The 26,698-nt window shown below is 62.4% G+C and carries 23 protein-coding genes and 4 pseudogenes; 23 read left to right on the top strand and 4 right to left on the bottom strand.

All coding sequences use genetic code 11. From position 1 onward, the window contains the following. Window positions 1-18: 18 nt before the first annotated feature. The 12 genes from uppS to CAPSK01_RS14560 are packed head-to-tail and all read left to right on the top strand — an operon-like array spanning window position 19 to window position 11,870. Window positions 19-807 (top strand): polyprenyl diphosphate synthase, encoded by a 789-nt coding sequence (gene uppS, locus CAPSK01_RS14615; protein WP_034928355.1) that lies wholly within the window; start codon window positions 19-21, stop codon window positions 805-807. Then, on the top strand, window positions 800-1,636 hold the full coding sequence (locus CAPSK01_RS14610; RefSeq protein WP_034928143.1) for a phosphatidate cytidylyltransferase: 837 nt from the start codon (window positions 800-802) through the stop codon (window positions 1,634-1,636). Before uppS ends, CAPSK01_RS14610 begins: the two co-directional genes overlap by 8 nt. Next, window positions 1,636-2,835: a 1-deoxy-D-xylulose-5-phosphate reductoisomerase gene (gene ispC / locus CAPSK01_RS14605; RefSeq protein WP_034928141.1), complete on the top strand. Its 1,200-nt coding sequence runs from the start codon at window positions 1,636-1,638 to the stop codon at window positions 2,833-2,835. Before CAPSK01_RS14610 ends, ispC begins: the two co-directional genes overlap by 1 nt. Further along, window positions 2,835-4,205 (top strand): RIP metalloprotease RseP, encoded by a 1,371-nt coding sequence (gene rseP, locus CAPSK01_RS14600; protein WP_034928138.1) that lies wholly within the window; start codon window positions 2,835-2,837, stop codon window positions 4,203-4,205. The genes ispC and rseP overlap by 1 nt, the downstream gene beginning before the upstream one ends. A 4-nt stretch (window positions 4,206-4,209) precedes the next feature. Continuing rightward, complete coding sequence (bamA, locus tag CAPSK01_RS14595; RefSeq protein WP_034928136.1) at window positions 4,210-6,492, top strand: outer membrane protein assembly factor BamA; 2,283 nt, start codon at window positions 4,210-4,212, stop codon at window positions 6,490-6,492. A gap of 15 nt (window positions 6,493-6,507) precedes the next feature. Continuing rightward, window positions 6,508-7,026: an OmpH family outer membrane protein gene (locus tag CAPSK01_RS14590; protein ID WP_273703747.1), complete on the top strand. Its 519-nt coding sequence runs from the start codon at window positions 6,508-6,510 to the stop codon at window positions 7,024-7,026. Between the two features lie 32 nt (window positions 7,027-7,058). Further along, window positions 7,059-8,090: a UDP-3-O-(3-hydroxymyristoyl)glucosamine N-acyltransferase gene (lpxD, locus tag CAPSK01_RS14585; RefSeq protein ID WP_034928135.1), complete on the top strand. Its 1,032-nt coding sequence runs from the start codon at window positions 7,059-7,061 to the stop codon at window positions 8,088-8,090. A 5-nt stretch (window positions 8,091-8,095) separates the two neighbouring features. Continuing rightward, window positions 8,096-8,545 (top strand): 3-hydroxyacyl-ACP dehydratase FabZ, encoded by a 450-nt coding sequence (fabZ, locus tag CAPSK01_RS14580; RefSeq protein ID WP_034928133.1) that lies wholly within the window; start codon window positions 8,096-8,098, stop codon window positions 8,543-8,545. An 8-nt stretch (window positions 8,546-8,553) separates the two neighbouring features. Further along, window positions 8,554-9,324 (top strand): acyl-ACP--UDP-N-acetylglucosamine O-acyltransferase, encoded by a 771-nt coding sequence (gene lpxA / locus CAPSK01_RS14575; RefSeq protein ID WP_034928131.1) that lies wholly within the window; start codon window positions 8,554-8,556, stop codon window positions 9,322-9,324. Next, window positions 9,321-10,502 carry a lipid-A-disaccharide synthase gene (lpxB, locus tag CAPSK01_RS14570; protein ID WP_034928129.1) on the top strand — a complete coding sequence of 394 codons (1,182 nt, stop codon included), beginning with the start codon at window positions 9,321-9,323 and terminating at the stop codon, window positions 10,500-10,502. The genes lpxA and lpxB overlap by 4 nt, the downstream gene beginning before the upstream one ends. Then, complete coding sequence (gene rnhB, locus CAPSK01_RS14565; protein WP_034928126.1) at window positions 10,486-11,079, top strand: ribonuclease HII; 594 nt, start codon at window positions 10,486-10,488, stop codon at window positions 11,077-11,079. The genes lpxB and rnhB overlap by 17 nt, the downstream gene beginning before the upstream one ends. Beyond that, window positions 11,076-11,870 (top strand): RNA methyltransferase, encoded by a 795-nt coding sequence (locus tag CAPSK01_RS14560; RefSeq protein ID WP_034928125.1) that lies wholly within the window; start codon window positions 11,076-11,078, stop codon window positions 11,868-11,870. Before rnhB ends, CAPSK01_RS14560 begins: the two co-directional genes overlap by 4 nt. 111 nt (window positions 11,871-11,981) lie before the next feature. On the opposite strand, the gene CAPSK01_RS14555 is transcribed toward CAPSK01_RS14560, so the two are convergent. The 3 genes and pseudogenes from CAPSK01_RS14555 to CAPSK01_RS14545 form a co-directional block, all read right to left on the bottom strand. After that, window positions 11,982-12,794, bottom strand: coding sequence for a transglutaminase family protein (locus CAPSK01_RS14555; RefSeq protein ID WP_034928122.1), 813 nt, complete (start codon window positions 12,792-12,794; stop codon window positions 11,982-11,984). Window positions 12,795-13,176: 382 nt separating this feature from the next. Continuing rightward, window positions 13,177-13,272: pseudogene (locus CAPSK01_RS23155) on the bottom strand (peptidase); the annotation flags it as partial. A 206-nt stretch (window positions 13,273-13,478) separates the two neighbouring features. Beyond that, window positions 13,479-13,682 carry a CsbD family protein gene (locus CAPSK01_RS14545; protein ID WP_034928120.1) on the bottom strand — a complete coding sequence of 68 codons (204 nt, stop codon included), beginning with the start codon at window positions 13,680-13,682 and terminating at the stop codon, window positions 13,479-13,481. 197 nt (window positions 13,683-13,879) lie between these two features. On the opposite strand from CAPSK01_RS14545, the pseudogene CAPSK01_RS24345 reads away from it, so the two are divergent. From CAPSK01_RS24345 to CAPSK01_RS14530, 4 genes and pseudogenes are all read left to right on the top strand, one after another. Next, window positions 13,880-14,656 (top strand): annotated as a pseudogene (locus CAPSK01_RS24345) (PAS domain S-box protein); the annotation flags it as partial. Between the two features lie 9 nt (window positions 14,657-14,665). After that, the gene (locus CAPSK01_RS23150; RefSeq protein ID WP_337958594.1) at window positions 14,666-16,720 is read left to right on the top strand and encodes a PAS domain S-box protein; all 2,055 of its coding nucleotides are present in this window, start codon (window positions 14,666-14,668) and stop codon (window positions 16,718-16,720) included. Then, complete coding sequence (locus CAPSK01_RS14535; RefSeq protein ID WP_034928118.1) at window positions 16,717-17,541, top strand: response regulator; 825 nt, start codon at window positions 16,717-16,719, stop codon at window positions 17,539-17,541. The genes CAPSK01_RS23150 and CAPSK01_RS14535 overlap by 4 nt, the downstream gene beginning before the upstream one ends. Window positions 17,542-17,565: 24 nt before the next feature. Further along, on the top strand, window positions 17,566-18,297 hold the full coding sequence (locus CAPSK01_RS14530; protein ID WP_034928116.1) for a Crp/Fnr family transcriptional regulator: 732 nt from the start codon (window positions 17,566-17,568) through the stop codon (window positions 18,295-18,297). Between the two features lie 95 nt (window positions 18,298-18,392). On the opposite strand, the gene CAPSK01_RS14525 is transcribed toward CAPSK01_RS14530, so the two are convergent. After that, window positions 18,393-18,551 (bottom strand): DUF3309 family protein, encoded by a 159-nt coding sequence (locus tag CAPSK01_RS14525; RefSeq protein ID WP_034928114.1) that lies wholly within the window; start codon window positions 18,549-18,551, stop codon window positions 18,393-18,395. A 385-nt stretch (window positions 18,552-18,936) separates the two neighbouring features. Between CAPSK01_RS14525 and CAPSK01_RS14520 the strand changes: the two genes are divergently transcribed. The 7 genes and pseudogenes from CAPSK01_RS14520 to CAPSK01_RS23140 all read left to right on the top strand — a co-directional run. After that, window positions 18,937-19,272, top strand: coding sequence for a DUF883 family protein (locus tag CAPSK01_RS14520; protein ID WP_273703745.1), 336 nt, complete (start codon window positions 18,937-18,939; stop codon window positions 19,270-19,272). Between the two features lie 356 nt (window positions 19,273-19,628). Continuing rightward, window positions 19,629-22,133 (top strand): EAL domain-containing protein, encoded by a 2,505-nt coding sequence (locus CAPSK01_RS14515; RefSeq protein WP_034928111.1) that lies wholly within the window; start codon window positions 19,629-19,631, stop codon window positions 22,131-22,133. A 129-nt stretch (window positions 22,134-22,262) separates the two neighbouring features. Further along, on the top strand, window positions 22,263-22,748 hold the full coding sequence (locus CAPSK01_RS14510; protein ID WP_034928108.1) for a phasin family protein: 486 nt from the start codon (window positions 22,263-22,265) through the stop codon (window positions 22,746-22,748). 373 nt (window positions 22,749-23,121) lie between these two features. After that, on the top strand, window positions 23,122-23,322 hold the full coding sequence (locus CAPSK01_RS23145; protein WP_273703744.1) for a hypothetical protein: 201 nt from the start codon (window positions 23,122-23,124) through the stop codon (window positions 23,320-23,322). 293 nt (window positions 23,323-23,615) lie between these two features. After that, entirely contained in the window at window positions 23,616-23,930 is a 315-nt protein-coding gene (locus CAPSK01_RS14500; RefSeq protein WP_034928103.1) for a BON domain-containing protein, read from the top strand. A gap of 64 nt (window positions 23,931-23,994) precedes the next feature. Beyond that, window positions 23,995-24,339, top strand: a pseudogene (locus CAPSK01_RS14495) (YhjD/YihY/BrkB family envelope integrity protein); the annotation flags it as partial. Between the two features lie 159 nt (window positions 24,340-24,498). Beyond that, window positions 24,499-26,698: pseudogene (locus CAPSK01_RS23140) on the top strand (cyclic beta 1-2 glucan synthetase); the annotation flags it as partial.

Genomic DNA, 26,698 nt, shown 5'->3' with positions numbered 1-26,698 from the left:
TGCCGACGAGTGATCAGAATGGCGCGCTTTGCCAGTTCAACCCGAGACGTTCCGACTGCATCGGCAGTCCCTCGTCATGTCGCGATCATCATGGATGGCAATGGCCGTTGGGCCAAGAAACGCCTGTTGCCGCGCGTCGCCGGCCATCATCGTGGTGTTGAAACGGTGCGTATCCTGGTCAGGGCCTGTCTTGAGCGCGGCATCGAATATCTGACGCTGTTTGCTTTCAGTTCGGAGAACTGGCGTCGACCGCCCGAGGAAGTTTCCCTGCTGATGCAGCTTTTCGTCCGCGCTCTCAAGGAAGAGGTCAAGAAGCTCGATCGTAACGGCGTTCGCCTGCGGGTGATCGGCGAACTCGAACGTTTTGATCCTGACCTGCAGGCACTGATCAAGGCCTCGGAGAGCCGTACGGCAGGCAACAGCCGCCTGACCCTGACGATCGCCGCGAATTATGGTGGACGCTGGGACATCCTGCAGGCGATCAACCGCATGTTGAGCAGCAACCCTGAGAAAGGCACCGAATGGCAGGAGGCCGACCTGACGCCGCATCTGGCGATGAGTTATGCGCCGGAACCGGATCTGTTCATCCGTACCGGTGGAGAGCAGCGGATCAGCAATTTCCTGCTCTGGCAACTCGCGTATTCCGAGTTGTACTTTACCGAGGTGCTTTGGCCCGAGTTCGACTCGACTGCCTTTGACGCGGCCCTGGTCTCTTATCAGAAGCGCGAACGCCGCTTCGGGCGCACCAGCGAACAGTTGAGCGGTGTTTCTGCGGCATCACCGACCGGCTCGCGTATCGATGCTTAGGACGCGGGTGATCACCGCGATTGTCCTGTTTGCCGCCTTCTTTGGCGCGCTTTTTTACCTGCCGCCGCTGGGTTGGCTGCTCTTCGTCACCGTGGTCGCCGGCATCGCTGCCTGGGAGTGGGGGGCGCTGATGCGCCTCGGTGCAGCGGGGCAGGTTTCACTGGGAGTCCTGTTGGCCGTCCTGTGTGCAATCGTGGCGGTTCTCGAACCGGCGGCGGTCGGTCTGGGTGCCGGCTTCGACGCTGCCGCCTGGCGTCTCGGGGCCTATTTCTATTTGCCGGCGGCGGTTTTCTGGCTATTGCTGGTGCCGATCTGGCTGCAACGACGCTGGCCTCTTGCCAACCCTGTTCTCGCTCTGGCGACCGGCATGGTACTGCTCCTGCCGGTATGGCTGGCGCTGATACAATTGCGGCAAGCGGGGCCGCTGGCCCTGCTGGCGATCATGGCCATCGTCTGGCTGGCCGATATTGGCGCCTATTTTGCCGGGCGGAGCCTGGGCAAACACAAGCTGGCCCCCGGCATCAGTCCTGGCAAGACCTGGGAAGGTGCGATTGGCGGTGCAGTCGCAGTGCTCGCCTACGGTTTGCTGATGTCATCGAGAATGCCAGACGGCCTGGCGGGGAACCTGCCGCTGTTGTTGCTGGTTCTGGTGGTGTTGACGGCAATCAGCATTCTGGGAGACCTGTTCGAGTCACTGCTCAAGCGCCAGGCGGGGCTCAAGGATAGCAGCAGCATCCTGCCCGGTCACGGCGGGGTGCTCGACCGCATTGACAGTCTTACTTCGACCCTGCCGCTGGTTGCACTGGTCTGGTTGGTGACGCGGCTTTGATGGCTTCCGGGACGGCTGTGCAGCAGCTCACGATCCTCGGATCGACGGGGTCGATCGGGGTCAGCACGCTTGATGTGCTGCGCCGCCACCGGCAACACTATCGCGTCGTCGCTCTTTGTGCACACCGCCAGGCGGACCGCCTCTTCGAACAGTGCCTCGAGTTTCAGCCGTGCCATGCTGTTCTTGACGATGCGGCCCTGGCAGCCAGCCTCGGTGCGCGGCTGACTGCCGCAGGCTGTCCGACCAGGGTCGCGCATGGGCCCGAGGCGCTGATACGGATGGCGCAACTTCCCGAAGTCGATACGGTGATGGCCGCCATCGTTGGCGCAGCCGGCTTGCCGCCCACCCTGGCAGCAGCCGTCGCCGGCAAGAAAATCCTCCTGGCCAACAAGGAAGCCCTGGTCATGGCCGGCTCGGTATTCATGCGGGCCGTGCGAGAAAACGGTGCGACCCTGTTGCCGATTGACAGCGAACACAACGCCATCTTCCAGTCTCTGCCGGCCAACTATGCCGGTAATCTGGCTGCCAGTGGCGTGCAGGGGCTGTTCCTCACCGCATCGGGGGGGCCGTTTCTCGGGATGGCGACTGCCGACCTCGATGCCGTCAGCCCTGACGAAGCCTGCGCGCATCCGAACTGGGTCATGGGACGAAAGATCTCGGTCGATTGTGCGACGATGATGAACAAGGGCCTGGAGGTCATCGAAGCCCACTGGTTGTTCAATGTTCCTGCCGAACGGATTCAGGTGGTCATTCATCCACAAAGCGTGATTCATTCGCTGGTTCAATACGTCGACGGCTCGGTGATCGCCGAACTGGGAAACCCGGACATGCGCACACCGATTGCACATGCCCTGGCCTATCCGCAGCGCATCGCCGCCGGCGTCGAGCCGCTCGACCTCTGCCAGGTCGCCGCACTGCATTTCGAGAGACCCGATCTGGCGCGCTTCCCGTGTCTGGCCCTGGCTTATCGTGCGCTCAGCGAGGGTGGCAGCGCGTCGACGACGCTGAATGCCGCCAACGAAGTGGCGGTGCAGGCCTTTCTTGAACGAAAAATCGCCTTCACGGCAATTGCCCGCGTGATCGCAACGGTCATGGACCAGTTGCCGGCAGGTAAGGCGCCTGGCTCGCTGGCGGAGGTGCTGACAGCCGATCGGGTAGCGCGCGCAGCCGCTGAGCAATGGATTGCGAGAAATTCCTGATGAGTGGTTTTTTCTACTATCTGACTGCTTTTGCACTGGTGCTGGGAATCCTGGTCGTCATCCACGAGTTCGGGCACTATCTCGCTGCGCGCTGGGCCGGGGTCAAGGTCCTGCGCTTTTCGGTCGGTTTTGGCCGGCCACTCTGGTTACGGCGTTGGGGTCAGGACGGGACCGAGTGGGTGATCGCCGCCTTCCCGCTCGGCGGCTATGTCAAAATGCTTGACGAGCGCGAAGGCGAGGTGGCTGCCGAAGAACTGCACCGTAGCTTCAATCGGCAGCCGGTGCGCTGGCGGATGGTGATCGCCGCCGCCGGACCCGCGGCCAACTTCGCGCTGGCCGTTCTGATCTACTGGGGACTTTTCTGGCACGGAACGGAAGAATTCAAGCCGATTCTCGGCAATTCGGCAATCTCCAGTCCTGCTGCCGCGGCCGGGCTGCAAGACGGTGAACAGGTCCTGCGGGTGGGCGGCGAAAAGGTGCAGACCTGGCAGGAGATGCGGTGGCTTCTGCTGCAACGGGCTGCCGAGCAGGACCAGATCGACCTCGAGGTGATCAATGCGGCCAACGAAATCGCCATCCGTCGCCTGGATGTCTCGTCAGTACGCCGCTCGGGCTGGGAGGGAGACGCGCTTGACCAACTGGGCTTTGCTCTTTACCACCCGCGCTTGCCACCGGTACTCGGCAAGGTCAACGTGAACAGTGCTGCGGAAGCTGCCGGACTGCGTTCGGGAGACGAAATCCTGAGCATTGACGAGCAGGCCATCGACAGTTGGGCGGAAGTCGTGCGCGTGGTTCGCCAGTCGCCGGCAAAAACGCTGCGGGTCGAAGTGCTGCGGGATGGCGCGCAGATCGAGATGTCGGTGACACCGGTTGCCGTGGACGAGCGGGGGAGCACCATCGGTCGTATTGGTGCGGCGGTCAGCGACCACCGCCAGGCACGTGCGGCCTTGATGATCACCGTCAGTTACGGGCCCTGGCCAGCGTTTCGAAAGGCAGTCGGCGAGACCTGGGACAAATCGGTGTTTACCCTGCTGATGATCGGCAAAATGGTGACCGGGGAGGTGTCGTGGCGAAATATCAGCGGGCCGGTCACCATTGCCGACTACGCCGGCCAGTCGGCGAGACTGGGAATGGACTACTACCTCAAATTTCTCGCCCTGGTCAGCATCAGCCTCGGCGTCCTCAATCTGCTACCGATCCCGATTCTGGATGGCGGGCATTTGCTGTATTATCTCGTCGAAATCATCAAGCGTGGGCCCGTTTCCGAACGCGCCATGGAAATTGGTCAGCAAATCGGTCTGACCTTGCTGATCATGCTTATGGCGTTTGCCTTCTACAACGACATCAATCGATTACTGTTCTCCGGCTGAGCTTATGAAGAAAAACCTGCGCGCAGGTCTGTTGGCTACCCTTGTTGTCTCTGGCGCAGCGGCAGTGGAACCGTTCACGGTCAAGGACATCCGCCTCGAAGGCATTCAAAGGGTGGAGGCCGGTACGGTTTTCAGCTACCTGCCGGTCAAGGTCGGCGACACGATGACTGACGAAAAGGCCGCACAAGCCATCAAGACCTTGTTCGCCACAGGATTTTTCAAGGATGTCCGGATTGAAATCGATGGTCCGGTGCTGATCGTCGTTCTCGAGGAGCGCCCGGCCATCGCACAGATCGATTTTGTCGGTTTGAAAGAGTTCGAGAAGGATCAGCTGATCAAGGGCCTGAAGGAAGTGGGTGTCGCGGTGTCGCGGACCTTCGACCGCGCCACGCTCGAAAAGGCTGAACAGGAATTGAAACGCCAGTACCTGTCACGCGGCCGCTACGCGGCGACGATCACCACCACGATTACACCGCTGGATCGCAACCGCGTGGCGATCAATTTCAATGTCGATGAAGGCGAGACTGCCAGGATCAAGCAGATCAACATCGTCGGCGCGCAGGCCTTCCGGGAAAAAGAACTGCTTTCCGTTCTGCAGCAGAAGACGCCCAACTGGATCAGTTGGTACACCAAGAGTGACCAGTATTCGAAGCAGAAGTTATCGGCGGATCTCGAAACCTTGCGCTCGTATTACCTCGATCGCGGTTACCTGGAGTTCAGCATCGAGTCGACGCAGGTCTCGATCACTCCAGACAAAAAGGAAATCTATATCACGATCAGCATCAACGAGGGCGATCGCTACTTCGTTTCATCGGTCAAACTGGCGGGCGATCTGACGCTCTCCGACGAAGAGTTCAAGAAAGCGGTCAAGATCAAGCCGGGGGAAGTCTTTTCCCGCGAGAAAGTGAACGAGAGCACCAAAGCCATTGCCGACAAACTGGGTGCCCAAGGTTATGCGTTTGCCAATATCAATGCTGCACCGGAACTCGACAGGGAGAAGCATCTGGTCGCGTTTACGATCTTCGTCGATCCGGGGAAACGGACCTACGTGCGCAGGATCAACGTCACCGGCAACAGCAAGACGCGTGACGAAGTCATTCGTCAGGAAATGCGTCAGATGGAAGGAGCCTGGTACGACGCCGAGCGGGTGGCCGCGTCACGCGAGCGAATCGACCGAACCGGTTATTTTGGCGAGGTCAATGTGGAAACCCCACCGGTGCCCGGAACCATTGACCTGGTTGATGTGAATGTCAATGTGACCGAAAAATCGACGGGCAACATCTCGATCGGTGCCGGCTATTCGAGTGCAGAAAAGATCATCCTCTCCGGATCGATCTCGCAGTCGAACATCTTCGGCAGCGGCAAATTCCTGTCGCTGCAGGTGAACACCGGCAAACTCAACCGCACCCTGGCGATCAACTACACCAATCCCTATTTCACGGTGGATGGCATCAGCCAGGGCTTCGAACTTTACGACCGGCGGGTCAATCCGACCTCGCTGGGTTATGCCTTCCAGTCCGAGTCCATTGGTGGCGGCATCCGCTTCGGCTATCCGATCGGTGAGAAGGAAACACTGAGCTTCGGCTTGGCGATCGATCAGACGACGATCGACATCACGCCCGTCACGGCAGCCACGCCGCCCCAGTACATCAAGTTCCGGGCTGAACATGGTGACTCGAATGTCACGGTACCGGCGACCGTGACGTGGACCAGCGATACCCGGAACAGCTCGATTTATCCGACGGCTGGCGGCATCCAGCGTGCCGCTGTCGAGGTCGCCATCCCGGGCGTGGACCTGTCGTTCTATCGACTGACCTACAAGAACGAACGCTACTTTTCCCTGACCAAGGATCTGGTTCTGGCGCTGATGGGTGAGGTCGGATATGCGAATGGTTTGAGCGGACAGAGCTTGCCGTTCTACAAGAATTTCTACGCCGGCGGTATCGGGTCGGTGCGCGGCTATCAGACCGCCAGTCTCGGTCCGGTGGATCCGCTCTTTCCCGACACCTATCTTGGCGGTACCAGCAAGGCGGTGTTCAATGTCGAGTTGCTGATGCCGCTGCCGGGTTTCGACAAGTCCGTCCGCTTCGGTCCATTCTTTGACGCAGGGAACGTGTTTACCAATCACTATTCCTTCTCGAAGGAAGGCCTGGCGATGTCGGCCGGACTGACTGCGGCCTGGATCTCGCCGCTGGGACCCTTGAAATTCAGCTATGGTCAGCCGATCAACGAAGTCAGTACTGCTAAACTACAGAAGTTCCAGTTCCAGATGGGGACAACCTTTTAATCTAGGAGAATTAGCTTGAAGAAGACGATTGCCAGGCTGCTGGTTGCGTTGATGGCCTCGCTGCCGGTGACTTATGCGTCGGCGGTAGACCAGTTGAAGATCGGTTACGTCAATACCCAGCGTCTTTTCCGAGATGCACCCGCAGCCGTCAAGGCGGCCAAGAAGATCGAGCAGGAATTCTCCAAGCGTGACCAGGATTTGCAGCGCTTGGCCAAACAGGTTCAGGGCTTGCAGGAAGTGCTCGAAAAAGGCGGACTGACGATGTCGGAATCGGATCGTCGCAGCAAGGAAAAGGATCTCGGTGAATTGTCGAGGGAGTTTCAGCGCAAGCAGCGCGAGTTCCGCGAGGATCTGAACCTGCGCCAGAATGAAGAGAATGCAGCAATCATTGAAAAGGCCAACAAGGCGATCAAGCAGCTTGCCGATAACGAGAAGTACGACTTGATCGTTCAGGACGTGGTCTGGGTGAGTCCGAAGCTCGATATCACCGATAAAGTCATCAAGGCCTTGTCCGATCCCCAGCCGGCGAAGTAGCGGCGCCAATTGCTCAGTTCGATGGAGTGCCTGTGTCAGGAGGTCTGCGCCTAGACGAAATCGTCGCTCGTCTGGGAGGGATGTTGCAAGGTGACGGATCGTTGGTCGTTTCGCAAGTCGGTTCGCTGCTCTCGGCCGGGGCAGGTGAAATCGCGTTTATCGCCAGCGCGAAATACCGCGCGCAACTGCACAGGACGAAGGCCGCGGCAGTGATCGTCCCGCCGCAGTTTGCCAACGACACGACGCTGCCCCATATCGTTCATCAGAACCCCTATGCCTACTACGCGCGGGTCGTGGCGCTGCTCAATCCGGCTGTGCCAGGCCGGCCCGGTGTGCATCCCGGCGCAGTGGTCAATTCGCCCTTGCCGACATCCGTGCGCGTCGGGGCAAACGCGGTGATCGGTGACGGGGTGCGCATCGGCGAAAATGTTACTTTATATCCGGGATGTGTGATTGGTGATGGGGTCGCTATTGGCGACGATTCGGTCCTCTACGCGAATGTGGTCGTGTATGACCGCTGCGTGATCGGCCGGCGCGCCGTCATCCATGCTGGCGCAGTGATCGGTGCTGATGGCTTCGGTTTTGCCAAGGATGGCCAGCACTGGGTCAAAATCCAGCAAATCGGCCGCGTGGTGATCGGTGACGACGTCGAGATCGGTGCCAATACCTCGATCGATCGCGGTGCCCTCGAAGATACCGTGATCGGCAACGGCGTCAAGCTCGACAACCAGATTCAGGTCGCCCACAACGTCAGCATTGGCGACCATACCGCGATGGCCGGCTGTGTCGGCATTGCCGGCAGCGCCAGGATCGGTCGTCGATGCACCGTCGGGGGAGCGGCAATGATCAGTGGCCACCTGGAAATTGCCGACGATGTGCATGTCTCGGCCGGTACCCTGGTTGCCAGGAGCCTCAGCCGACCTGGCGCCTATACCGGCATCTTTCCGCTCGCACCACACCACGAGTGGTTACACAACGCGGCACAGATCAAGCGTCTGGCGAAACTTGCCGAGCGCGTTGCCGAACTCGAGAAGACACTCGAACTGATGGGGAAAACGTCTTGAACGCAATGGACATATACGAGATCATCGAGCAATTGCCGCATCGCTACCCCTTTCTGCTGGTCGACCGGGTGCTCGAGTGTGAACCCGGAAAATCCATCCACGCCTACAAGAACGTGAGCATCAACGAACCGTTTTTTGCGGGTCACTTCCCGCATTATCCAGTGATGCCCGGCGTTCTGATCATGGAAGCTCTGGCGCAGGCGGCCGGTATCCTGTCGTTCAAGACGCTCGGCGAAAAGCCCGACATGACCTCGCTGTTCTACTTCGTCGGCATCGACAAGGCGCGTTTCAAGAAGACCGTGGCAGCCGGCGACCAGTTGCATCTGCATGTGGCTATCCAGCGTCAGTTTCGCAACATCTGGAAATTCAGGGCAGAGGCGCGTGTGGACGGCGAGGTCGTGGCAGACGCCGAGTTGATGTGCGCCAAAAGCAACCTGGTCAAGGCCACGGGATGAGTGCGGCCATGATCCATCCCAGTGCCATCATCGAGGCTGGCGCGCAACTCGGTAGCAACGTTTCTGTCGGTGCCTTTTCGATCATCGGCAAGCATGTCGAGATCGGTGACAATACCGTGATCGGCCCACATGTGGTCATTTCGGGTCGGACGCGCATCGGTTGTGACAACCACATCTATCAATTTTCCTCGCTGGGCGGACCTCCTCAGGACAAGAAACACGCGGGTGAGCCGACGTGTCTGGAGATCGGAGACCGCAACACGATTCGCGAGTTCTGCACCTTCAATCTGGGCACCGCCCTTGATGCGGGTGTCACCCGCATGGGCGACGACAACTGGATCATGGCCTATGTGCACATCGCGCATGATTGCCAGGTCGGCAACCGTACCGTGTTTGCCAACAATGCGCAGCTGGCTGGCCATGTGCACATTGGCGACTGGGTGATTCTCGGCGGTTTTTCCGGCGTCCACCAATTCTGCCGCATCGGCGCGCATGCCATGACCGCTGCCGGGACGGTGACCGTGCAGGACATCCCGCCCTTCGTGATGGCTGCCGGCAACACCGCCAGCCCTTTCGGCATCAATGCCGAGGGCTTGAAGCGCCGGGGTTTTTCGCCAGAGGCGATGCTGGCCCTGAAACGTGCCTACCGCACGCTCTACAAATCCGGACTGATGCTCGAAGAAGCGCGCGCCAGGCTCATCGAGGATGCCATCGTACACCCCGAAATCCAGCCGCTGATCGACTTCCTGGCGGTATCGAAGCGCGGCATCATCAGATGACCGCAGGGGTGCTGCGGATTGCCATGGTGGCTGGCGAAGCCTCGGGCGATCTGCTCGCCAGCCAGCTCATCGAGGCCCTGCAGGCCCGATTGCCAAACGCCGTGTTCTATGGTGTCGGAGGCCCGAAAATGCTCGGGCTGGGTTTTGATGCCTGGCATCCGCTCGAGAAACTCTCGGTGCGCGGTTATGTCGAGGTGCTCAGGCATTACCGTGAAATTGCCGCTATTCGCGCGGACCTCAAACGTCGCCTGCTGGCTGATCCGCCCGATGTGTTCATCGGCGTTGATGCCCCGGATTTCAATCTGGGACTGGAGAAGGCACTCAAACAGCGCGGCATTGCGACCATTCACTACGTCAGTCCGTCGATCTGGGCCTGGCGCGGCGGACGCATCCACAAGATTGGCGCGGCGGTGGCGCGAGTGCTGGCGCTGTTTCCCTTTGAACCGGAGATTTACCAGAAGCAAGGAATTCCGGTCAGCTACGTTGGCCATCCACTGGCCGACATGCTGCCGGTCGAAGATGAGCGCGATCGCGCGCGCACGCTGCTTGGTCTGCCTTTGCTGGCTGCCGTTTTTGCGCTCCTGCCGGGCAGCCGGCAATCCGAGTTGCAGTACATGGCCGATACTTTCATCCAAACCGCACTCCGGATCCACGCCGAGATCCCGGATGCGCTGTTTCTCGTGCCGCTGGCGACGCGCGAGACGCGCCGGCTCTTCGAAGCCGCGCTACATCGCTGCCAGGCTCAGGAACGACCGATTCGCCTGCTGTTCGGACATGCGCATCAGGCGATGATGGCCGCCGACGTCGTTCTGGTCGCGAGCGGCACCGCCACCCTCGAGGCGGCACTGCTCAAGCGGCCGATGGTCATCGCCTATAAGATGGCACCGCTGTCCTGGTGGCTGATGCAGCGCATCGGCGGTTATCTGCCCTATTGTGGCTTGCCGAATGTGCTGGCCGGTCGCTTCATCGTTCCCGAGTTCATCCAGGACGATGCGACTCCCGACAATCTCGCGCAGGCGCTGCTCAATCTCTACGCCGACAAGACTGTGTGCGATGGGCTCAAGGCGCAGTTTCGAGCGCTGCATCTGCAACTGCGCCAGAATGCTGCCGAAAAGGCCGCACTGGCGGTGATCGGCTGCCTGCCGCCGTTATTGAGCAAGCATGCTGCTGCAAGTTGAAGGCCTGGTCTGCGGAGTTGACGAGTCCGGCCGTGGCCCGCTCGCCGGGCCGGTGCTGGCCGCCGCCGTGATCCTCGACCCGACGCGGCCGATTGCCGGCCTCAATGACTCGAAAAAGCTTTCCGCCCGGCAGCGCGCGGCACTGGCCGAAGAGATTGGCGCCAAGGCGCTGGCCTGGGCCGTTGCTGCCGCGAACGTCGAGGAAATCGACCGCATCAACATCCTGCAGGCCAGCCTGCTGGCCATGCAACGCGCCGTCAGCGCACTCGCCGCACGGTACCAGATTGCGCCGGTCCGGGTGATGGTCGACGGCAATCGTTGCCCGCAGTTGCCGTACCCCGTTGAGGCCATCGTCGGTGGCGACGGCAAGATCGCGGCCATTGCCGCAGCGTCGATCCTGGCCAAGACCGTACGCGATGCCGGCATGCGCGAGCTGCACACACTGTATCCACAGTACGGATTTGACCGGCACATGGGTTATCCCACCGCCCTGCATCTGGCGGCGCTGCGTGAACACGGTGTGAGCCCCGAGCATCGCCGCAGCTTCGGGCCGGTGGCGCGCCTCGGAACGCCGTGAGACGCATCGTCGCACGGAGCAATCCGCATTACCAGGCGCTCAAGAAACTCTGCGAGAGTGGCCGTGGGCGACGCAAGAGTGGTCGTGTGCTGCTTGACGGCATGCATCTGATCGAAACCTATGGCTGCCACTATGGCATTCCGGAAGAAATTCTGGTCAGCGACAGCGGCGCCGGTCGGCCGGAGATTGCCAGATACCTGGAACGAGGCCGCTCTGCGCAGACGGTCACTTTGCTTTCCGACGCGCTGTTTGGCGAACTGGCGACGGTCGACACCCCGAGCGGCATCATGGCCATCGTTCCGCTCCCTGTCGCAGCGCGCAAGCTCGACCACGCTGCCGATACGGTGTTGCTCGATGGCGTTCAGGATCCCGGCAATGTCGGCTCGATCCTGCGCAGCGCCGCCGCCGCGGGTTTTCGCCAGATCCTGCTGTCGATCGACTGCGCACAGGCCTGGTCGCCGAAGACGCTGCGTGCCGCGATGGGCGCACATTTTCAGCTCGACATTCACGAAGACAGCGACCTTCCCGAGTTCCTCGCGGCCTATCGCGGGCAATCCGTGGCCACCACGCTCGCTGCGTCGGTCAGTCTGTATTCGGTCAGTCTGCAGGGATCGCTGGCCTGGGTCTTTGGCAGCGAGGGTCTGGGCATCAGGCCTGCCGTGCTGGCTGCGACTGACCAGCAATTGCATATCCCGATGCCCGGTGCCACCGAGTCACTGAACGTCGCCGCTGCCGCCGCCATCTGCCTGTTCGAGACGCTGCGCTATCGTAGGGTGGAAGTCTCCCGATGAGGCGTTCCGCCTTCTCCACCCGAGCAAGACCTTCATCCTGCCGCCGCAGCATACGATGTCGCACATACTCATGAGTTTCATGATCGGGAGTGCCTGGAAAAGTCATGACCGTTAGTCGGTCGTCACCTCCTCGGTGCGCACGAGAAAGCTCCTGAGGACGCTCGGTCCGAAGGTCGTAACCATCGCCACATCAGCCGCGTCGCGGCCGCGCGCGATCAGGATGCGACCGATGCGAGGAACGTTGTTGCGCGCATCGAAGGTGTACCAGCGACCGCCGAGGTACACGTCGAACCAACCCGAAAAGTCCATTGGCCCCGGCACCGGCGTGATGCCGATGTCGCCCAGATAGCCGGTGCAGTAGCGGGCCGGTATGTTCATGCAGCGGCAGAAGGTGATGGCCAGATGAGCGTAGTCGCGGCAAACGCCGACGCGCTCGTTGTACACCTCCCAGGCCGTCTTGGTCGGGCGTGCGAACTCGTAACCGAAGCGGATGTGCTGGTGCACGAAATCGCAGATCGCCTGCACGCGTGCCCAACCGGGTGGCGTCTGTCCGAATAGACGCCATGCCTCGGCGGACAGTCGATCGGTTTCGCAATAGCGACTGCCCAGCAGAAAGACCAGCGTCTCTTCCGGCAGATCCTGGAGGGCGATCTGCGGCGCCCCCGGCGCCTGGTCGTCCACGAGACCGGAGTCGCGAACGAGACCGTCGGCGTAGAGGCGGATGTCGCCGCGCGGTGCGATGATTCGGCTACACCAGTTGCCGAAGCCGTCGCGGTAGGCAACCAGAGGGACGGCCGGCTCCGTCAGCAGGTGATCAGGCAGCAGGACGTCATTCATTCGCGAGTAATGGATGTTGAGCGTCAGGATCATCGGTGTCGGCTGCGGGCATTCATAGACGATTTCATAGCCGATGCGGATTTTCATTTGAGGCTCCTTGCGGTGGGCAATTTCATGGAGAAGGGATGACGGAGGAGGGCGCGTGCCGCCTGCAGCGTCGTGACGACGGTCGTGCACAACTTCCGCCAGCCACCGCGGTTGCGCCAGTACGAACGCCTGCTCGAGTTCTATGCCGACATACTGGCCGGCTGGAAAGCAGCGGCGCAGCGCCGAGATCAGTCCGTCGTTCTTTCCCTGGTAGGGATAGTTCGGCGCAGGCGCAGTTCGGGTGCCTGTTCGGCGAATGCCGACTTCCAGCGTGCGGCCGCCTGCACCTCCCCCGGGCGTGCCGGGTCGTACAGCAGGCCGACGTCGGCGCCACGGATCTTGCCGTCGAGAATCGGGGTGAAGCTGTGCGGACTGACCGTCGACAGATGAGGTCGATCGGCATACCCACCGAGAGATTGCTGCGCATCGTCGAGTCGAACGATGCCAGAATGCATTTCACGGCGTCGGCAAGTTTTGTCGAACCTGGACGGTGGTGTCTGATTTCACCTTGCAGCCGGGCCCCGAGGCAATGCATCCAGACGACCCCGGACTCGACATCTTTGGCATTCGCGCAACGCGGACAGGCCTAGCGGAGGCTGCTTCGCCTCTCTGCCCCGGAGAAGGAAACAGCCGCCATGGCGGCTGTTTCCTGCCCGAAGCGGATGGCGAGTCGTGCGCATCGGTTCACGCCTTGACGGCATCCTTGACGGCGGCGGTTGCATCCTTGACGTTTTCCTTCAGGTCGCCGAGACGCTCCTGCACCTTGCCTTCGGCCTGATTCTTCAGGCCCTTTGCCTGCTGCTCGGTGCTACCGGTCAATTTCCCGAATTCTTCCTGAACTTTTCCAGTGAGGTCTTTTACGGCGCCCTTGACTTGATCCTTGTTCATCTTGATCTCCTGATTGCTGATGAGTACTTCTGATATACGAGTCCAATTCGACCCGCTCTGTGAATCACGCAATCCGTTGCTCGTGACCACATGCAAAGCTTAGTCCCAGCCGGAGATCGGCTCTGTACGCTGGCCAACATACGATCCTACGATATTGGGTGCTCCCGGCCGGCGCGCGTACACTCTGCCCCAGCTGCATGCAGCCGTCCGTGCGCCAGCGCACAGACCAGCGGCGGAGCAATCGGTATCTTTCTCTGGCACCCCGTAGCGGCCCCTGCCGGTTCAGATGGTGGGAGGTCGTGCGCCTGCTGCGCCTGCGCATCCGGCCGGTACCGCCGTCCGAAGGATTGGTGCAGGCCCCACAAGAGACGTCGGTCATGCCCGAAGAAGAAAACAATTCCATGCCTGCCGGCGGCGTCACCACCCGGAAGGCGACCCGCAGGATCGCCGCGACGCTGCTGATGCTCTTCCGGTCCGCCCGGCTGGCCTATCGACCACAGCCGCCGAGGAACTCGGCGGGCCTTGAACCCCGGCAGTTGCTGGCCATCCAGGAGGCCGTCAACCGACAACTGCAGCAGGCCAACGCAACCTTGCGCGACAGCGAGGAAAAGCTGGCGGTGACGCTCAATTCGATCGGCGACGCGGTGATCGCGACCGACCACCTGGCGCGTGTCACGCGCCTGAATCCCGTGGCCGAGAAACTCACCGGCTGGACACAGTCGGCCGCCGCCGGCCGTCCGGTGGGCGAGGTCTTTTGCATCATCAACAAGGAAACCCGCCTGCCGGGCACCATCCCGGTGATGGAAACCCTGGCACGTGGGACGATCCAGGGCCTGGCCAACCACACCGTATTGATTGCCGCCGACGGTAGCGAATGCGATATCGCCGACAGTTGCGCCCCGATTCGCGACCGCGACGGCCGGGTGGTCGGCGCCGTACTGGTGTTCCGCGATGTCAGCAAGGACTACGCAGCGCAGCAAGCCTTGCGCGATAGTGCCGCGCTGGTGGCCGCGATTCTCAATACCGTGGTCGACGGCATCATCACGCTGCATGCCCACGGCGGCATCGTCGAGACCGTCAACCCGGCCGCCGAACAGATGTTCGGCTACAGCGCAGCCGATCTCATCGGGCAGGACATCGGGATGCTGATACCCGAGCTTGCCGGGGGTCAGCAGCAAACTTCCCTGGAAGATTACCTGGCGAGCGATGCCGCGCGCGCCATCGGGCGTGGACGCGAGGTGATCGGCAGGCGCAAGGATGGCAGCCTCTTTCCACTCGAGATTGCGGCCAGCGAAATGTGGCTGGGGGGTCAGCGTTACTTCACCGGCATCCTGCGCGACATGACGGCGCGCAAGCAGGCCGAAGCGGCCCTGCTGAAGGCCGGTGCCCTGCAGAGGGCGATTTCGAACAGCGCCAATTATTCGAGCATCGCCACCGACGCCCGCGGCGTCATCCAGATCTTCAGCGTCGGTGCCGAACGCATGCTGGGCTATGCGGCCGCCGACGTGATCAACCGGATCACGCCCGCCGACATTTCCGATCCACAGGAGCTGATCGCCCGTGCCAAGGTGCTCAGCGGCGAGTTCGCCACACCGATCGCGCCGGGCTTCGAAGCCCTGGTATTCAAGGCCTCGCGCGGCATCGGCGATGTCTACGAACTGACCTATATCCGCAAGGACGGCAGCCGCCTGCCGGCGGAAGTGTCGGTGACCGCACTGCGCGACCCGCAGGGCGCGACCATCGGCTACCTGCTGATCGGCACCGACAACACCGAGCGCAAACGCGTCGAAGCCGAGCGCGCGCTGCTCGACCAGGTCCTGCAGGACAAGAACGCCGAACTGGAGAGCGCCCGGTGTGTGGCCGAGAGAGCCAGCCTGGCGAAATCCGAATTTCTGTCGAGCATGAGCCATGAGTTGCGCACGCCGCTGAGCGCGATCCTCGGTTTTGCGCAGCTCATCGAGTCCGGAGCACCGCAGCCGACGTTCCTGCAGAAGCGCAGCATCGACCAGATTCTCAAGGCGGGCTGGTACCTGCTGGAGCTGATCAACGAAATTCTCGACCTGGCGCTGATCGAGTCCGGCAAGCTGTCGCTGTCGGTGGAGCCGGTGTCGCTGAGCGAAGTGATGTACGAGTGCGAGGCGATGGTCGAAGCGCAGGCACAAAGGCGTGGCATCGGCGTGGTCTTTCCCAGTCTGGCGATCCCCCTCTTTGTCAACGCCGACCGGACACGGGTCAAGCAGGTGCTGATCAACCTGCTTTCCAATGCGATCAAGTACAACCGCATGGGTGGAACAGTCACTGTCGAGTGTACCCCGAAACTCCCGGAGTCGATTCGCGTCAGCGTCCGCGACACCGGCGCAGGACTGACGCCGGGCCAGTTGGCGCAGCTTTTCCAGCCCTTCAATCGCCTTGGGCAAAAGGCCAATGACGAGGAAGGCACGGGCATCGGCCTGGTGGTGTGCAAGCGGCTGGTCGAATTGATGGGGGGGGTCATCGGAGTGGAAAGCACCGTCGGCGAGGGCTGCGTGTTCTGGATCGAACTCGATCTGGCCAGCGCCGCGCAGACTGCCACGCAGGTGCTCGAGCCCGCGCCGCTGCTTCAGGCAAAGATTGGTGGCGATGCGGCCCTGCACACCGTACTCTACGTCGAGGACAACCCGGCAAACCTGATGCTGGTCGAGGATCTGGTGGCGCGCCGGCCCGATATCCGCTTGTTGAGTGCCAGGGACGGCAAGCGCGGTATCGAGATCGCGCGTGCTTCGCTGCCGGACGTCATCCTGATGGACATCAACCTGCCGGGGATCAGCGGTGTTCGGGCGCTCAGAATCCTCGCCGAAGATCCGGCAACAGCGCATATTCCGGTGGTCGCGCTGAGTGCCAATGCCATTCCCCGCGATATCGAGAAGGGACTGGAGGCCGGATTCTTTCGCTACCTCACCAAACCGATCAAGGTCAATGAGTTCATGGAGACCCTCGACGTGGCGCTCAAGTTTGCTCAGGCGGAGCTGGCCCGCGCAGCACGAGAGGCACCGGCATGATCATCAGTTGCTCCGAGATTCTCGACGCCAGCATTTTGATCGTCGACGATCAGCAGTCCAACGTGCTTCTGCTCGAACAATTGCTGAGCGAAACCGGCTACCGCTGCGTCGTGTCGACGATGAATCCGCACGAGGTCTGTGCCCTGCATCGCAAGCACCACTACGACCTGATCCTGCTCGACCTGCAGATGCCCGGCATGGATGGATTCGAGGTGATGGAAGGTCTCAAGACCAACGCGGCCGACGCCTACCTGCCGGTGCTGGTGATTACCGCCCAGCCGGGCCACAAGCTGCGCGCCCTGCAGGCCGGCGCCAAGGATTTCGTCAGCAAACCCTTCGATCTGGTCGAAGTCCGCACCCGCATCCACAACCTGCTGGAAGTGCGCCTGTTGTACAGGAAACTCGAGGACTACAACCAGGTGCTCGAACAGACGGTGCAGGAGCGTACTGCTGAGCTGCGCGAAAGCGAAGCGCGCTATCGCAGCCTGACCGAGCTGGCTTCGGACTGGTACTGGGAGCAGGACGAGGAGATGAACTTTACCAAGGTCTCCGGGCCGGTCCTCGAGATGCTCGGAATCCGCGTCGGCCCGCTGCTTGGCGATACCGCCGAGGTGCCGCCCGCCGGCTGGAACGAGGCCGAACGGGAGGTGTTGCAGGCGACCATTGCCGCTCGCCAGCCCTTCCTCGATTTTCTCTTCCACCGGGTCAATGCCGATGGCACGCAACAACAGTTTCGGGTGAGCGGCGAGCCGATGTTCAACCGCTCGTGCCGCTTCATCGGTTACCGGGGAATCGGCGTCGAAGTGACCCCAGGGAACTAGCATCCACAGCCAGAGACGCCAGCCGTGTCCATCCACCCTAGTCCGAGCCAGAACCATCTTCTCGCAGCGCTACCGACAGCCGAGTTCGAACGTCTGGCGGCGCATCTGGAACTCGTGCCGATGCGGCTCGGCAACATGCTCTACGAACCCGGCGGGCAGTTGTCCTACGCCTATTTTCCGACCACGGCGATCATTTCGCTGCACTACGTCATGGCGTCGGGCGCGTCGGCCGAATCCGCCGGGGTCGGCAACGAAGGGGTGGTCGGCATTTCGCTGTTCATGGGCGGGAACACTACGCCCAGTTCTGCGGTGGTGCAGACGGCCGGCCATGCGTACCGGTTGGGCCGCCGCCTGTTGCAACAGGAATTCAACCGCGGCGAACTGCTGCAGCGCCTGTTGCTCCGCTACACACAGGCGCTGATGACCGAGATGGCCCAGACGGCGGCGTGCAACCGTCATCACTCGGTCGAGCAGCAACTCTGCCGCTGGCTGCTGCTGACACTCGATCGCCTGCCGACCGGGGAACTGGTGATGACGCATGAACTGGTGGCCAGCATGCTCGGCGTGCGCCGCGAAACCATTACCGATGTCGCCGGAGAACTGCAGCGCGCCGGCTGCATCCGCTACCGGCGCGGCCACATTGCCATACTTGATCGCCATGGACTGGAAACGCGCGCCTGCGAGTGCTACGCCGTGGTCAGGAAGGAACTGCGGCGCCTGTTGTCGGATGTGCGGTATCGCCAGAGCACGGACTGACGCTATCCGTCAGAGGCGCCCGGTTTTCGCCAGTGGGGTTGGGCCGGTCTCCTGCCTCTGCACTGGCGGGCGGCGCCACGCCAGGCGCAAAGGCGCTAGATCTTGCCCAACACCAGCAGGATGATCAGAATCAGCACCACCAGGCCAAGGCCGCCGCTGGGAGCATAGCCCCAGCCGCGGCTGTGCGGCCAACTCGGAATCGCGCCGATCAGCAGCAGCACCAGAACGATCAGCAGAATTGTTCCCAATGACATTTGATTTCTCCCAACACTGAATGAGCAGAGCAGCCGTGGCTGTGGTCCGCTCATCAATATTGCCCAATAGGGCGCCCAGGTTCTGTACGCTGGCGCACGCCGAGGTCAGTTTCGGATGCGCCCTGGCAATCTCTTGTGCGGCAGGCGTCGCTTCGCGGGGTGGCGGGCAGAAGCGCGGCAAGACGGGCGCGAGTGTGCGCTGGCGTACCGACCGGTGGCTGCCGGCAGCGCACGATGCGCAGCAGAGAACGCTCTGCTGCTTGCTCCCTACCCAGGAAAAACCGGGGCGTCGGAGCAAGCGCCGCCAAGCCGTTCTCGATCGTGGTACGGTGCGCCGGTGATTCCGGCCGCCCCCCATTTCGTTCACTCACTCGCAGCAGGAGACATGATGACCACCGAACTGACCGCCAGGCCTGGAAGCATCGAAGGCACCAAGAACAAGCTCGTGACGGATCTCAAGGGCGTCGTAGACGATGCCGACCACCTCCTGAAGGAAGTCGCCAGCTCGACCGCCGCGGAGTTCTCTGCGGCGCGATCGAGCATCGGCGCCAGGCTGGCCGACGCCAGATATCGGATCGACGATGCCTGTGCCGCGATGACCGACAGGGCCAGAGTCGTTGCCGACGTCACGCAGGAGTACGTGCAGGAGAACCCGTGGAAAGTGCTGGGGGTAACGGCGGCGGTAGCACTTCTCGTCGGCGTCCTGCTCAGCCGCCGCTGAGCCGGGAGGGCATGCACTTAGAGTCGAATCCGACATCAACTTCAGGAGGTTTTCACCGATGAACGGCTATCATGGCTTGCTTCCACCAGCCGCCCTGTTCACCACTGTCGCGGTCGCCGTGGCTGTCTCGCTCAGGCTTGCGCGTGGCAACCGGCGGCCGGAAGCGCAAGACAACTCAGAACTGTACGGCTGGGAAGACGAATGTGGACGCCCGGCGTCGAGGGACAAATCGTACATTCCATCAATACCTGTTCACCGAGAAGCTGATTGCCGATCAGTGAGACTGTCGTCCCCGGTCGTCGCAGAGGTTCTGTCGCCGCTGAAATGACTCACCAAGTGCACCCCGGGTCATGTCCATGAGCGATCCTGCCACCCAGGTGCTGCTCGTCGAGAGCGATACCGCCGATGCCGTACTGATCCAGGCGTCGCTTGCCGGCACGGGCGAAACCTCGTTTTGCGTCGAGCGCGTGACCAGCCTCGCCAGCGCGCTTGCGCGACTGGGCAGCGAGCGATTCGATGTCATCCTGCTCGACCTGACGCTATCGGACAGCCAGGGCATCGGGACCTTCGAGCAGGTCTTCGCGGTGGCACCACAGGCCCTGATCGTCGTGCTCAGCCTGGCCAGCGATGAGCAGACCGCGCGCCAGGCGGTCCAGCGCGGCGCCAGTGATTACCTGGTGAAAGGGCATGTCGACGGCCACTGGCTGCCACGCGCCCTGCGTTACCTGATCGAGCGCCAGGCCGCCCATGACGAACTGCGGGGCAGCGAGGCACGTTTCCGTGCGATCAGCGATGCTTCGCCGCTGGGCATCTTCGTCTCCGATGCGCAGGGGGGTTGCATCTATACCAACGCGGCGTATCACAAGATCTCCGGGCTGAGCTTCGACGAGACGCTCGGTACCCGCTGGAGCCGGGCCATTCACCCGGACGATCGGCAGCGCGTGCTGGCCGAGTGGGGCGAAGCCGTGCGCGGCCTGGCGCCGTTCCAGACCGAGTTCCGCTTCCTGCAGTCCGACCAGAGCATCGTCTGGACGCGCGTCAATAGCGGTGCGATGAGCGACGGGAGAGCACTGCACGGTCGGGTGGAGACGGTTGAGGACATCACCGAACGCAAGGCCGCGGAGTTTGTGTTGCAGGCAGCGGAAGACCGGCTGTTCGAGGAGCGGGAGCGGGCACAGGTGACGCTCAACTCGATCGGGGACGCGGTGCTGTGTACCGATCTCGCGGGCAACGTCAGCTATCTGAATCTGGTCGCCGAGGCGATGACCGGCTGGTCGTACAAGGAAGCCCTGGGCCGGCCGCTGGCGGAGGTGTTCCGGATCATCGACGGCAACACACGCGAGCCGGCGGCAAGTCCCGCCGAGCGTGCGATCCGGCAGAACCGGACTGTCGGACTGGCGGCGGATTGCCTGCTCATCCGCCGTGACGGCTTGGAGTTGGCGATCGAGGATTCCGCCGCCCCGATCCACAACCGTGACGGCCGCGTCGCCGGCGCGGTACTGGTCTTCCACGACGTCAGCGAATCACGGGCGATGGTGCTGAAGATGGCCCACCTGGCACAGCACGACTTCCTCACCGGCCTGCCGAATCGGGCGTTGCTGACCGAACGTCTGGCGCAGGCGATCGGGCTGGCACAGCGACGGCACAAGCAGGTGGGGCTGGTCTTTCTCGACCTGGACTATTTCAAGAACATCAACGACTCGCTGGGACACGCCATCGGCGACCAGGTGCTGCAGTCGGCGGCCGCGCGCCTGACTGCGGCGGTGCGCGCCAGCGACACGGTCTGCCGGCAGGGTGGTGACGAATTCGTGCTCCTCCTGGCCGAAATCGAGCAGCCGCTGGATGCGGCGCTGGTCGCCGAGAAACTGCTCGAAGCCTTTGCCGCGCCGCATCTCATCGGCAAACACGAACTGCACGTCACCCTGAGCATCGGCATCAGCGTCTATCCCGCCGACGGCAACAACGTCGACAGCGTGCTGCAGAACGCCGACACCGCGATGTATCACGCCAAGGCCTGCGGTCGCAACAACTACCAGTTCTTCAGACCGGATATGAACACGCGCGCCGTGCGTCGGCAGTTCCTCGAAAGTGGCCTGCGGCGGGCCCTCAAGCAGGGCGAGTTTCGCCTGCACTATCAGCCACAGATCGATCTTGCTTCAGGTGCGATGAACGGTGCCGAGGCGCTCGTCCGCTGGCTGGATCCGGAACTCGGAGTCGTCTGCCCGGAGCAGTTCGTGCCGGTCGCGGAGGAGTGCGGTCTGATCGTGCCGATCGGCCGCTGGGTGTTGCGCGAGGCCTGCCGACAGACCCGCTGCTGGCTCGATGCGGGTCTGCGCGTCGTGCCGGTGGCGGTCAACATCTCGGCCGTGGAATTCAGGCAGAAGGGCTTTCTCCAGGGGGTGGCGATGATTCTCGAAGAAACCGGTCTGGACCCCCGCTATCTCGAACTGGAACTGACCGAAAGCATTCTCATGCAGAACGCCGAGTGCTCGACATCGGTGCTCGAAGGACTCAAGGCGATGGGCGTGCAACTGGCGATCGATGACTTCGGTACCGGCTACTCGAGCCTGAGCTATCTCCAGCGCTTCCCGATCGATACCCTGAAAATCGACCGCTCATTCGTGCGCGATATCACCATTGACGCCGATGACGCCACCATCGTCAGTGCGGTGATCGGCATGGGAAGGAACCTCAAGCAACGGGTGATTGCCGAAGGCGTCGAAACCCGCGAGCAACTGGCTTTCCTGCGCAGCCGGCAGTGCGACGAGGGGCAGGGCTTCCTGTTCAGTCACCCCCTGTCGCTGGCGGACTTCGCTGACTTGCTGGCCCGCGGCGATGTGGCCGGTATGTGCGCCAGGTGACAGTGTCGGCGCTCGTTCTCGTGCAGACTGTTGGTTGGCCTTCGGACTGCGGCCGCCGCTGAACGGGCGTTCAGTGTCGTCGACCCGCAACGGCGAATCCCTGTTTTCATTCCTCAAAGGAGCAACATCATGCTTGCAGTCAGTCCCGAACTGATCAACTCGATCGAGATCAACCCCAAGGCCTTCATGACCCTTTCGAAAATCGCCTTCTCAAGTGTCGAGCGCCTCGCCACCCTGAACCTCAACGCCACGTGCATTGCCCTGGGGGTCGGCATCCCTTCCTCCGGTTCGCTGTTGAAGATCTCCGACAGCAAGCCGCAGGGTCTGTCCGGCGCCACCGCGGAAACCGTCGCCAACAACGCCGCCGCCTACCTCAAGGGCGTGCAGGAAATCGCCGCCGAAACCCGGAGGGAAGTGACCGCGCTGATCAGCTCCTACTTCCCTGCGCAAGGGCTGGGTGCCAACCCCAGCGCCGGCCGGCTCCAGGGCTTCGAACAGTTCAAGAGCTTTGCGCAGCAGGTGACCGACATGACGACCGCCAACAGCAAGGTGGTTGGCGAGGCGACGGCGCGCATCGCCGATTCGACAGCGTCTCTGGTGCAGAAGGGTTCCTGATCGCCCCCATCGTCGCGTTGCGCAGTGAGTCCCGCCAGCCGGGGCTTTTTTCTGCAAACTCCTTGACTGCGGTGCCGTTTTCTTCGCTCGACTGAGCGATCTGCTCGACACGGGCGGCCAGCCAGAGGTTGCACGATCGAGCGGATGATCAGCAGTGCAACACAAAGCAGGGCAAGTGCGGCGACGATGGCGATAATGCCAATCTTGCGCAGCGTCGACGAACTCGCCGCATCGAACTCCCGGTCGGCTGCTGTGGCTTCCGCCGACATCGAATTCGCCACTTTGTCCAGATGGACGCGAATCTCGCGGACTTCCCGGTCGGCCAGTTCGTCGATCTGGCCGATTTCCTGGTCCACCCGATTCCGGTCGTTGAGTGCGGAGAGCAATTTCTTCTCGAAGATTTTTCGAGGAAGTCCATCCGGATGACCGTGCGCGCGTCATCAAGGGCTCGCGCTGCCCGACCATCCTGATGGGTGGCCTTGCGACGCACTTCGGCGCGCGCATCTGGCGGTCGCTCGCGGCCGACGGCTGGGCTGCCGATGCCCTGCAGATCGTCGAGCAGGGCGGGTCGTGAGACGGCGGCACGGGCGCCGCGTAAGGTCGCCGGCAGGTTGGACAGGCGCGAGGTGGCCGGCCGTCGAGGGGGTCCCGGCCCGGCTTCGCAAGTCTCTGTGCGGCACCGTACAGATTGTCGAAGCGGTTCCGCCTATTGTGATCGAATGGTGTTGACCTGGAATGAAGGTTGCCACCTAGCCTGCCTCGCTGTCGTGCCCGCCACCATGGGCCAGTAGCGCCGGCCGCCGGCAGTTCCTTCCCGGCACGCCGGAATCGGCCAATCTCATCATGCTTACCTCAGGAGAACCATCCATGAACGCAATCAGCAGGTATCTTTCCGCAACTTTTCTCGCCGTGACGCTGCTCACCTCGGTTGCCTGCTCATCGACGCCGAAGCAGGAAGGCACCGGCGAGTACTTTGACGACAGCGTCATCACCACCAAGGTCAAGACGGCGATTTTCAATGAGCCGATGCTGAAGTCCACCGAAATCAACGTTGAAACCTTCAAGGGCGTGGTGCAACTGAGCGGTTTCGTCAGTTCGCAATCGGCGGCGAACAAGGCGGTCGAAGTCGTGCGCGGTGTCGGTGGCGTGAAATCCGTGAAGAACGACATGCGGATCAAGTGAGCACCGGCGGATTGCCGCTGCCAGCGGGCGACGCGTTCGCCGGCAGCGGCGCAGCGGTCATTCTTCGTACGCCATCATCGCCGGCATGTTTGCCGTCATCTACAAGACCCTGCCGGATGCGCCGCTGTCCTGGCGCGACGTCTGGATCGGCGCCGCGTTTACGGCCGGCCTGTTCGTCTTTGGAAAGTTTGCGATCGGCCTGTATCTGGGCAACAGCGGCGTGGCATCGAGCTTCGGTGCCGCCGGATCGCTGATTGCCCTGCTGCTCTGGGTGTATTACTCGGCACGGATCTTCTTCCTGGGTGCCGAGTTTACCCGCCAGTACGCCCTGGGGTTTGGCAGCCTGCATCTTCGGAAGCTGTGCGCCGATGACCTGGCTTGCCGCGATGCCTGTCCCGGGGTCGATTGAACGCTCGCCGATCATGGAAGGGGTACTGAATTGAACGCCGGCAGCAAGCTCAGCAGATACCTGCATCAATTGGCGACACGTTGGCGTGGTGGCGGCTGGCCACTTCCTTCAAGCGACGGCGAAGCGCCGTTGCGAGCGGAGTTGTTCAGCGCCGATCAGATGGAGCAGCACGGCAGGATTCTCGCCGCGGCACACGATCTTGCCGAGATCTACGCCGCGGATCTGTTGCTGGCGCGCCTGGCTGCCAACGAAAGCGCCCTGGTCGGGGTGTGCAGGCGGATGACCGCGGCGGTCACCGAGAACTGCCGAATCACTCCGGCCGCGGAATGGCTGCTCGACAATTTTTACCTCATCGAAGAGCAGATCAGCACCGCCAAGCGGCACCTGCCCAAGGGCTACAGCCGGGAACTGCCGCGCCTGGCGCGCGGGCCGTCGGCCGGCTGTCCGCGGGTCTATGATATTGCCCTGGAAATCATCGCGCACGGCGACGGACGCGTGGCTACCGAAAGCCTCGGTCGCTTCGTCGCCGCCTATCAGGCCGTCACCGCCCTCAAGCTTGGTGAGTTGTGGGCCATCCCGATCATGCTGCGATTGGCGCTGATCGAAAATCTCCGGCGTGTCGGGGTACGCATCGCGTCGGGTTGGGACGAAAGAAATCTGGCCGATTCCTGGGCAGACCGGATGACCGAGATTGCCGAGAAGGACCCGAAAAGTCTGATCCTGGTGATCGCCGACATGGCGCGCTCCAGTCCGCCGATGGTCGGCGCCTTCGTCGCCGAGCTGGCGCGCCGCTTGCAGGGGAGGGGCCCGGCGCTGGCCCTGCCCTTGACCTGGATCGAGCAGCGCCTCTCCGAATCGGGCCTGACGATCGAACAACTGGTGCAGTCCGAAAATCAGCGCCAGGCCGCCGATCAGGTTTCGATCAGCAACAGCATCGGCAGCCTGCGGGTGCTTGGGGCGATCGACTGGCGCGAGTTCGTCGAGACCACCAGTGTCGTCGAGCGTGCTTTGCGGGAAGATCCGGCGGGCGTTTATGGCCGGATGGATTTTGCCACCCGCGATCGCTACCGCCACGCCACCGAGGAGATTGCCAGGAAGAGCCCCCTGTCGGAGGGCGAAGTGGCCCGCCAGGCGGTCGAGCTGGCGCGTGCGGCGGCGCTTGCCGAAGCGGCCAGCGGCTTCGGCGAACGCGCGCGGCACGTCGGCTTCTATCTGATCGACCAGGGCTTGCCGGAACTGGAGCGGGCGGCCGAAGTCCGCCATTCCGGCGCAGCCGTTCTGCGTCGAACAGCGGGTCGTTTCCCCCTCCCGCTGTATCTGGGCGGCATCGTGCTGCTCAGCGTAGTCTTCAGTGTCGGCCTGCTCGCCCAGGCTCTGGCTTTCGGCATGCCGGCGTGGTGGCTGCCGCCGCTCGGCCTGCTCGGGTTGCTGGCGGTGAGCCACCTGGCCGTGGCACTGGTCAACTGGCTGGCGACGTTGCTGGTGACGCCACATCCCCTGCCGCGGATGGATTTCTCTCTGGGGATACCGGCAAACGCGCGTACGCTGGTGGTGGTGCCGACGCTGCTCGGCAGCGCCGGGAACGTCGAAGAGTTGATCGAGGCGCTGGAGGTCCGCTTCCTGGCGAATCGCGACGAGCGCCTGCATTTCGGCCTATTGACCGATTTCCGCGACGCCCAACAGGAATCGCTGACGGCCGACGGACCCTTGCTGGAACTGGCCAGGTGCCGAATCGACGAGCTCAACGAGAAGTACGGCGACAGCCGTGGCGGGGACATTTTCTTCCTGTTCCATCGCCCGCGGCTGTGGAATCGGCACGACCGCATCTGGATGGCTTACGAGCGCAAGCGCGGCAAGCTGGGAGCGTTGAACGCGCTGTTGCGTACGGGTAGCGGGGACGGGTTCTCGCTCGTCGTCGGAAACACCGCTGTATTGTCCGACGTCCAGTACGTGATCACCCTGGACACCGATACGCAGTTGCCGCGTGACGCGGCGCGGCAATTCGTCGGCGCCATGGCGCACCCGCTCAACCGTCCCTATTACGACCCAGTGAAACAGCGGGTCACGGCCGGCTATGGCATTCTGCAACCGCGCGTGGCGGTCAGTCTGCCGGGAACGAACCGCTCGCGCTATGCGCGACTGTATGGCGGTGAGCCGGGCATCGACCCGTACACGCGGGTAGCCTCGGATGTCTACCAGGACGTGTTCGGCGAAGGTTCGTTCATCGGCAAGGGGATCTATGACGTCGATGCCTTCGAGCAGGCGCTTGGCACGCGCTTTCCGGAGAATCGCATTCTCAGTCACGATCTGCTTGAGGGATGCTACGCCCGCGCCGGGCTGTTGAGCGATGTGCAGTTGT

The organism is Candidatus Accumulibacter vicinus (genome assembly GCF_000584955.1).
In the GTDB taxonomy this organism is placed as follows: domain Bacteria; phylum Pseudomonadota; class Gammaproteobacteria; order Burkholderiales; family Rhodocyclaceae; genus Accumulibacter; species Accumulibacter vicinus.
The sequence above is the reverse complement of the archived record's forward strand: the minus strand, read 5'-3'. Positions and strand labels throughout refer to the sequence as shown.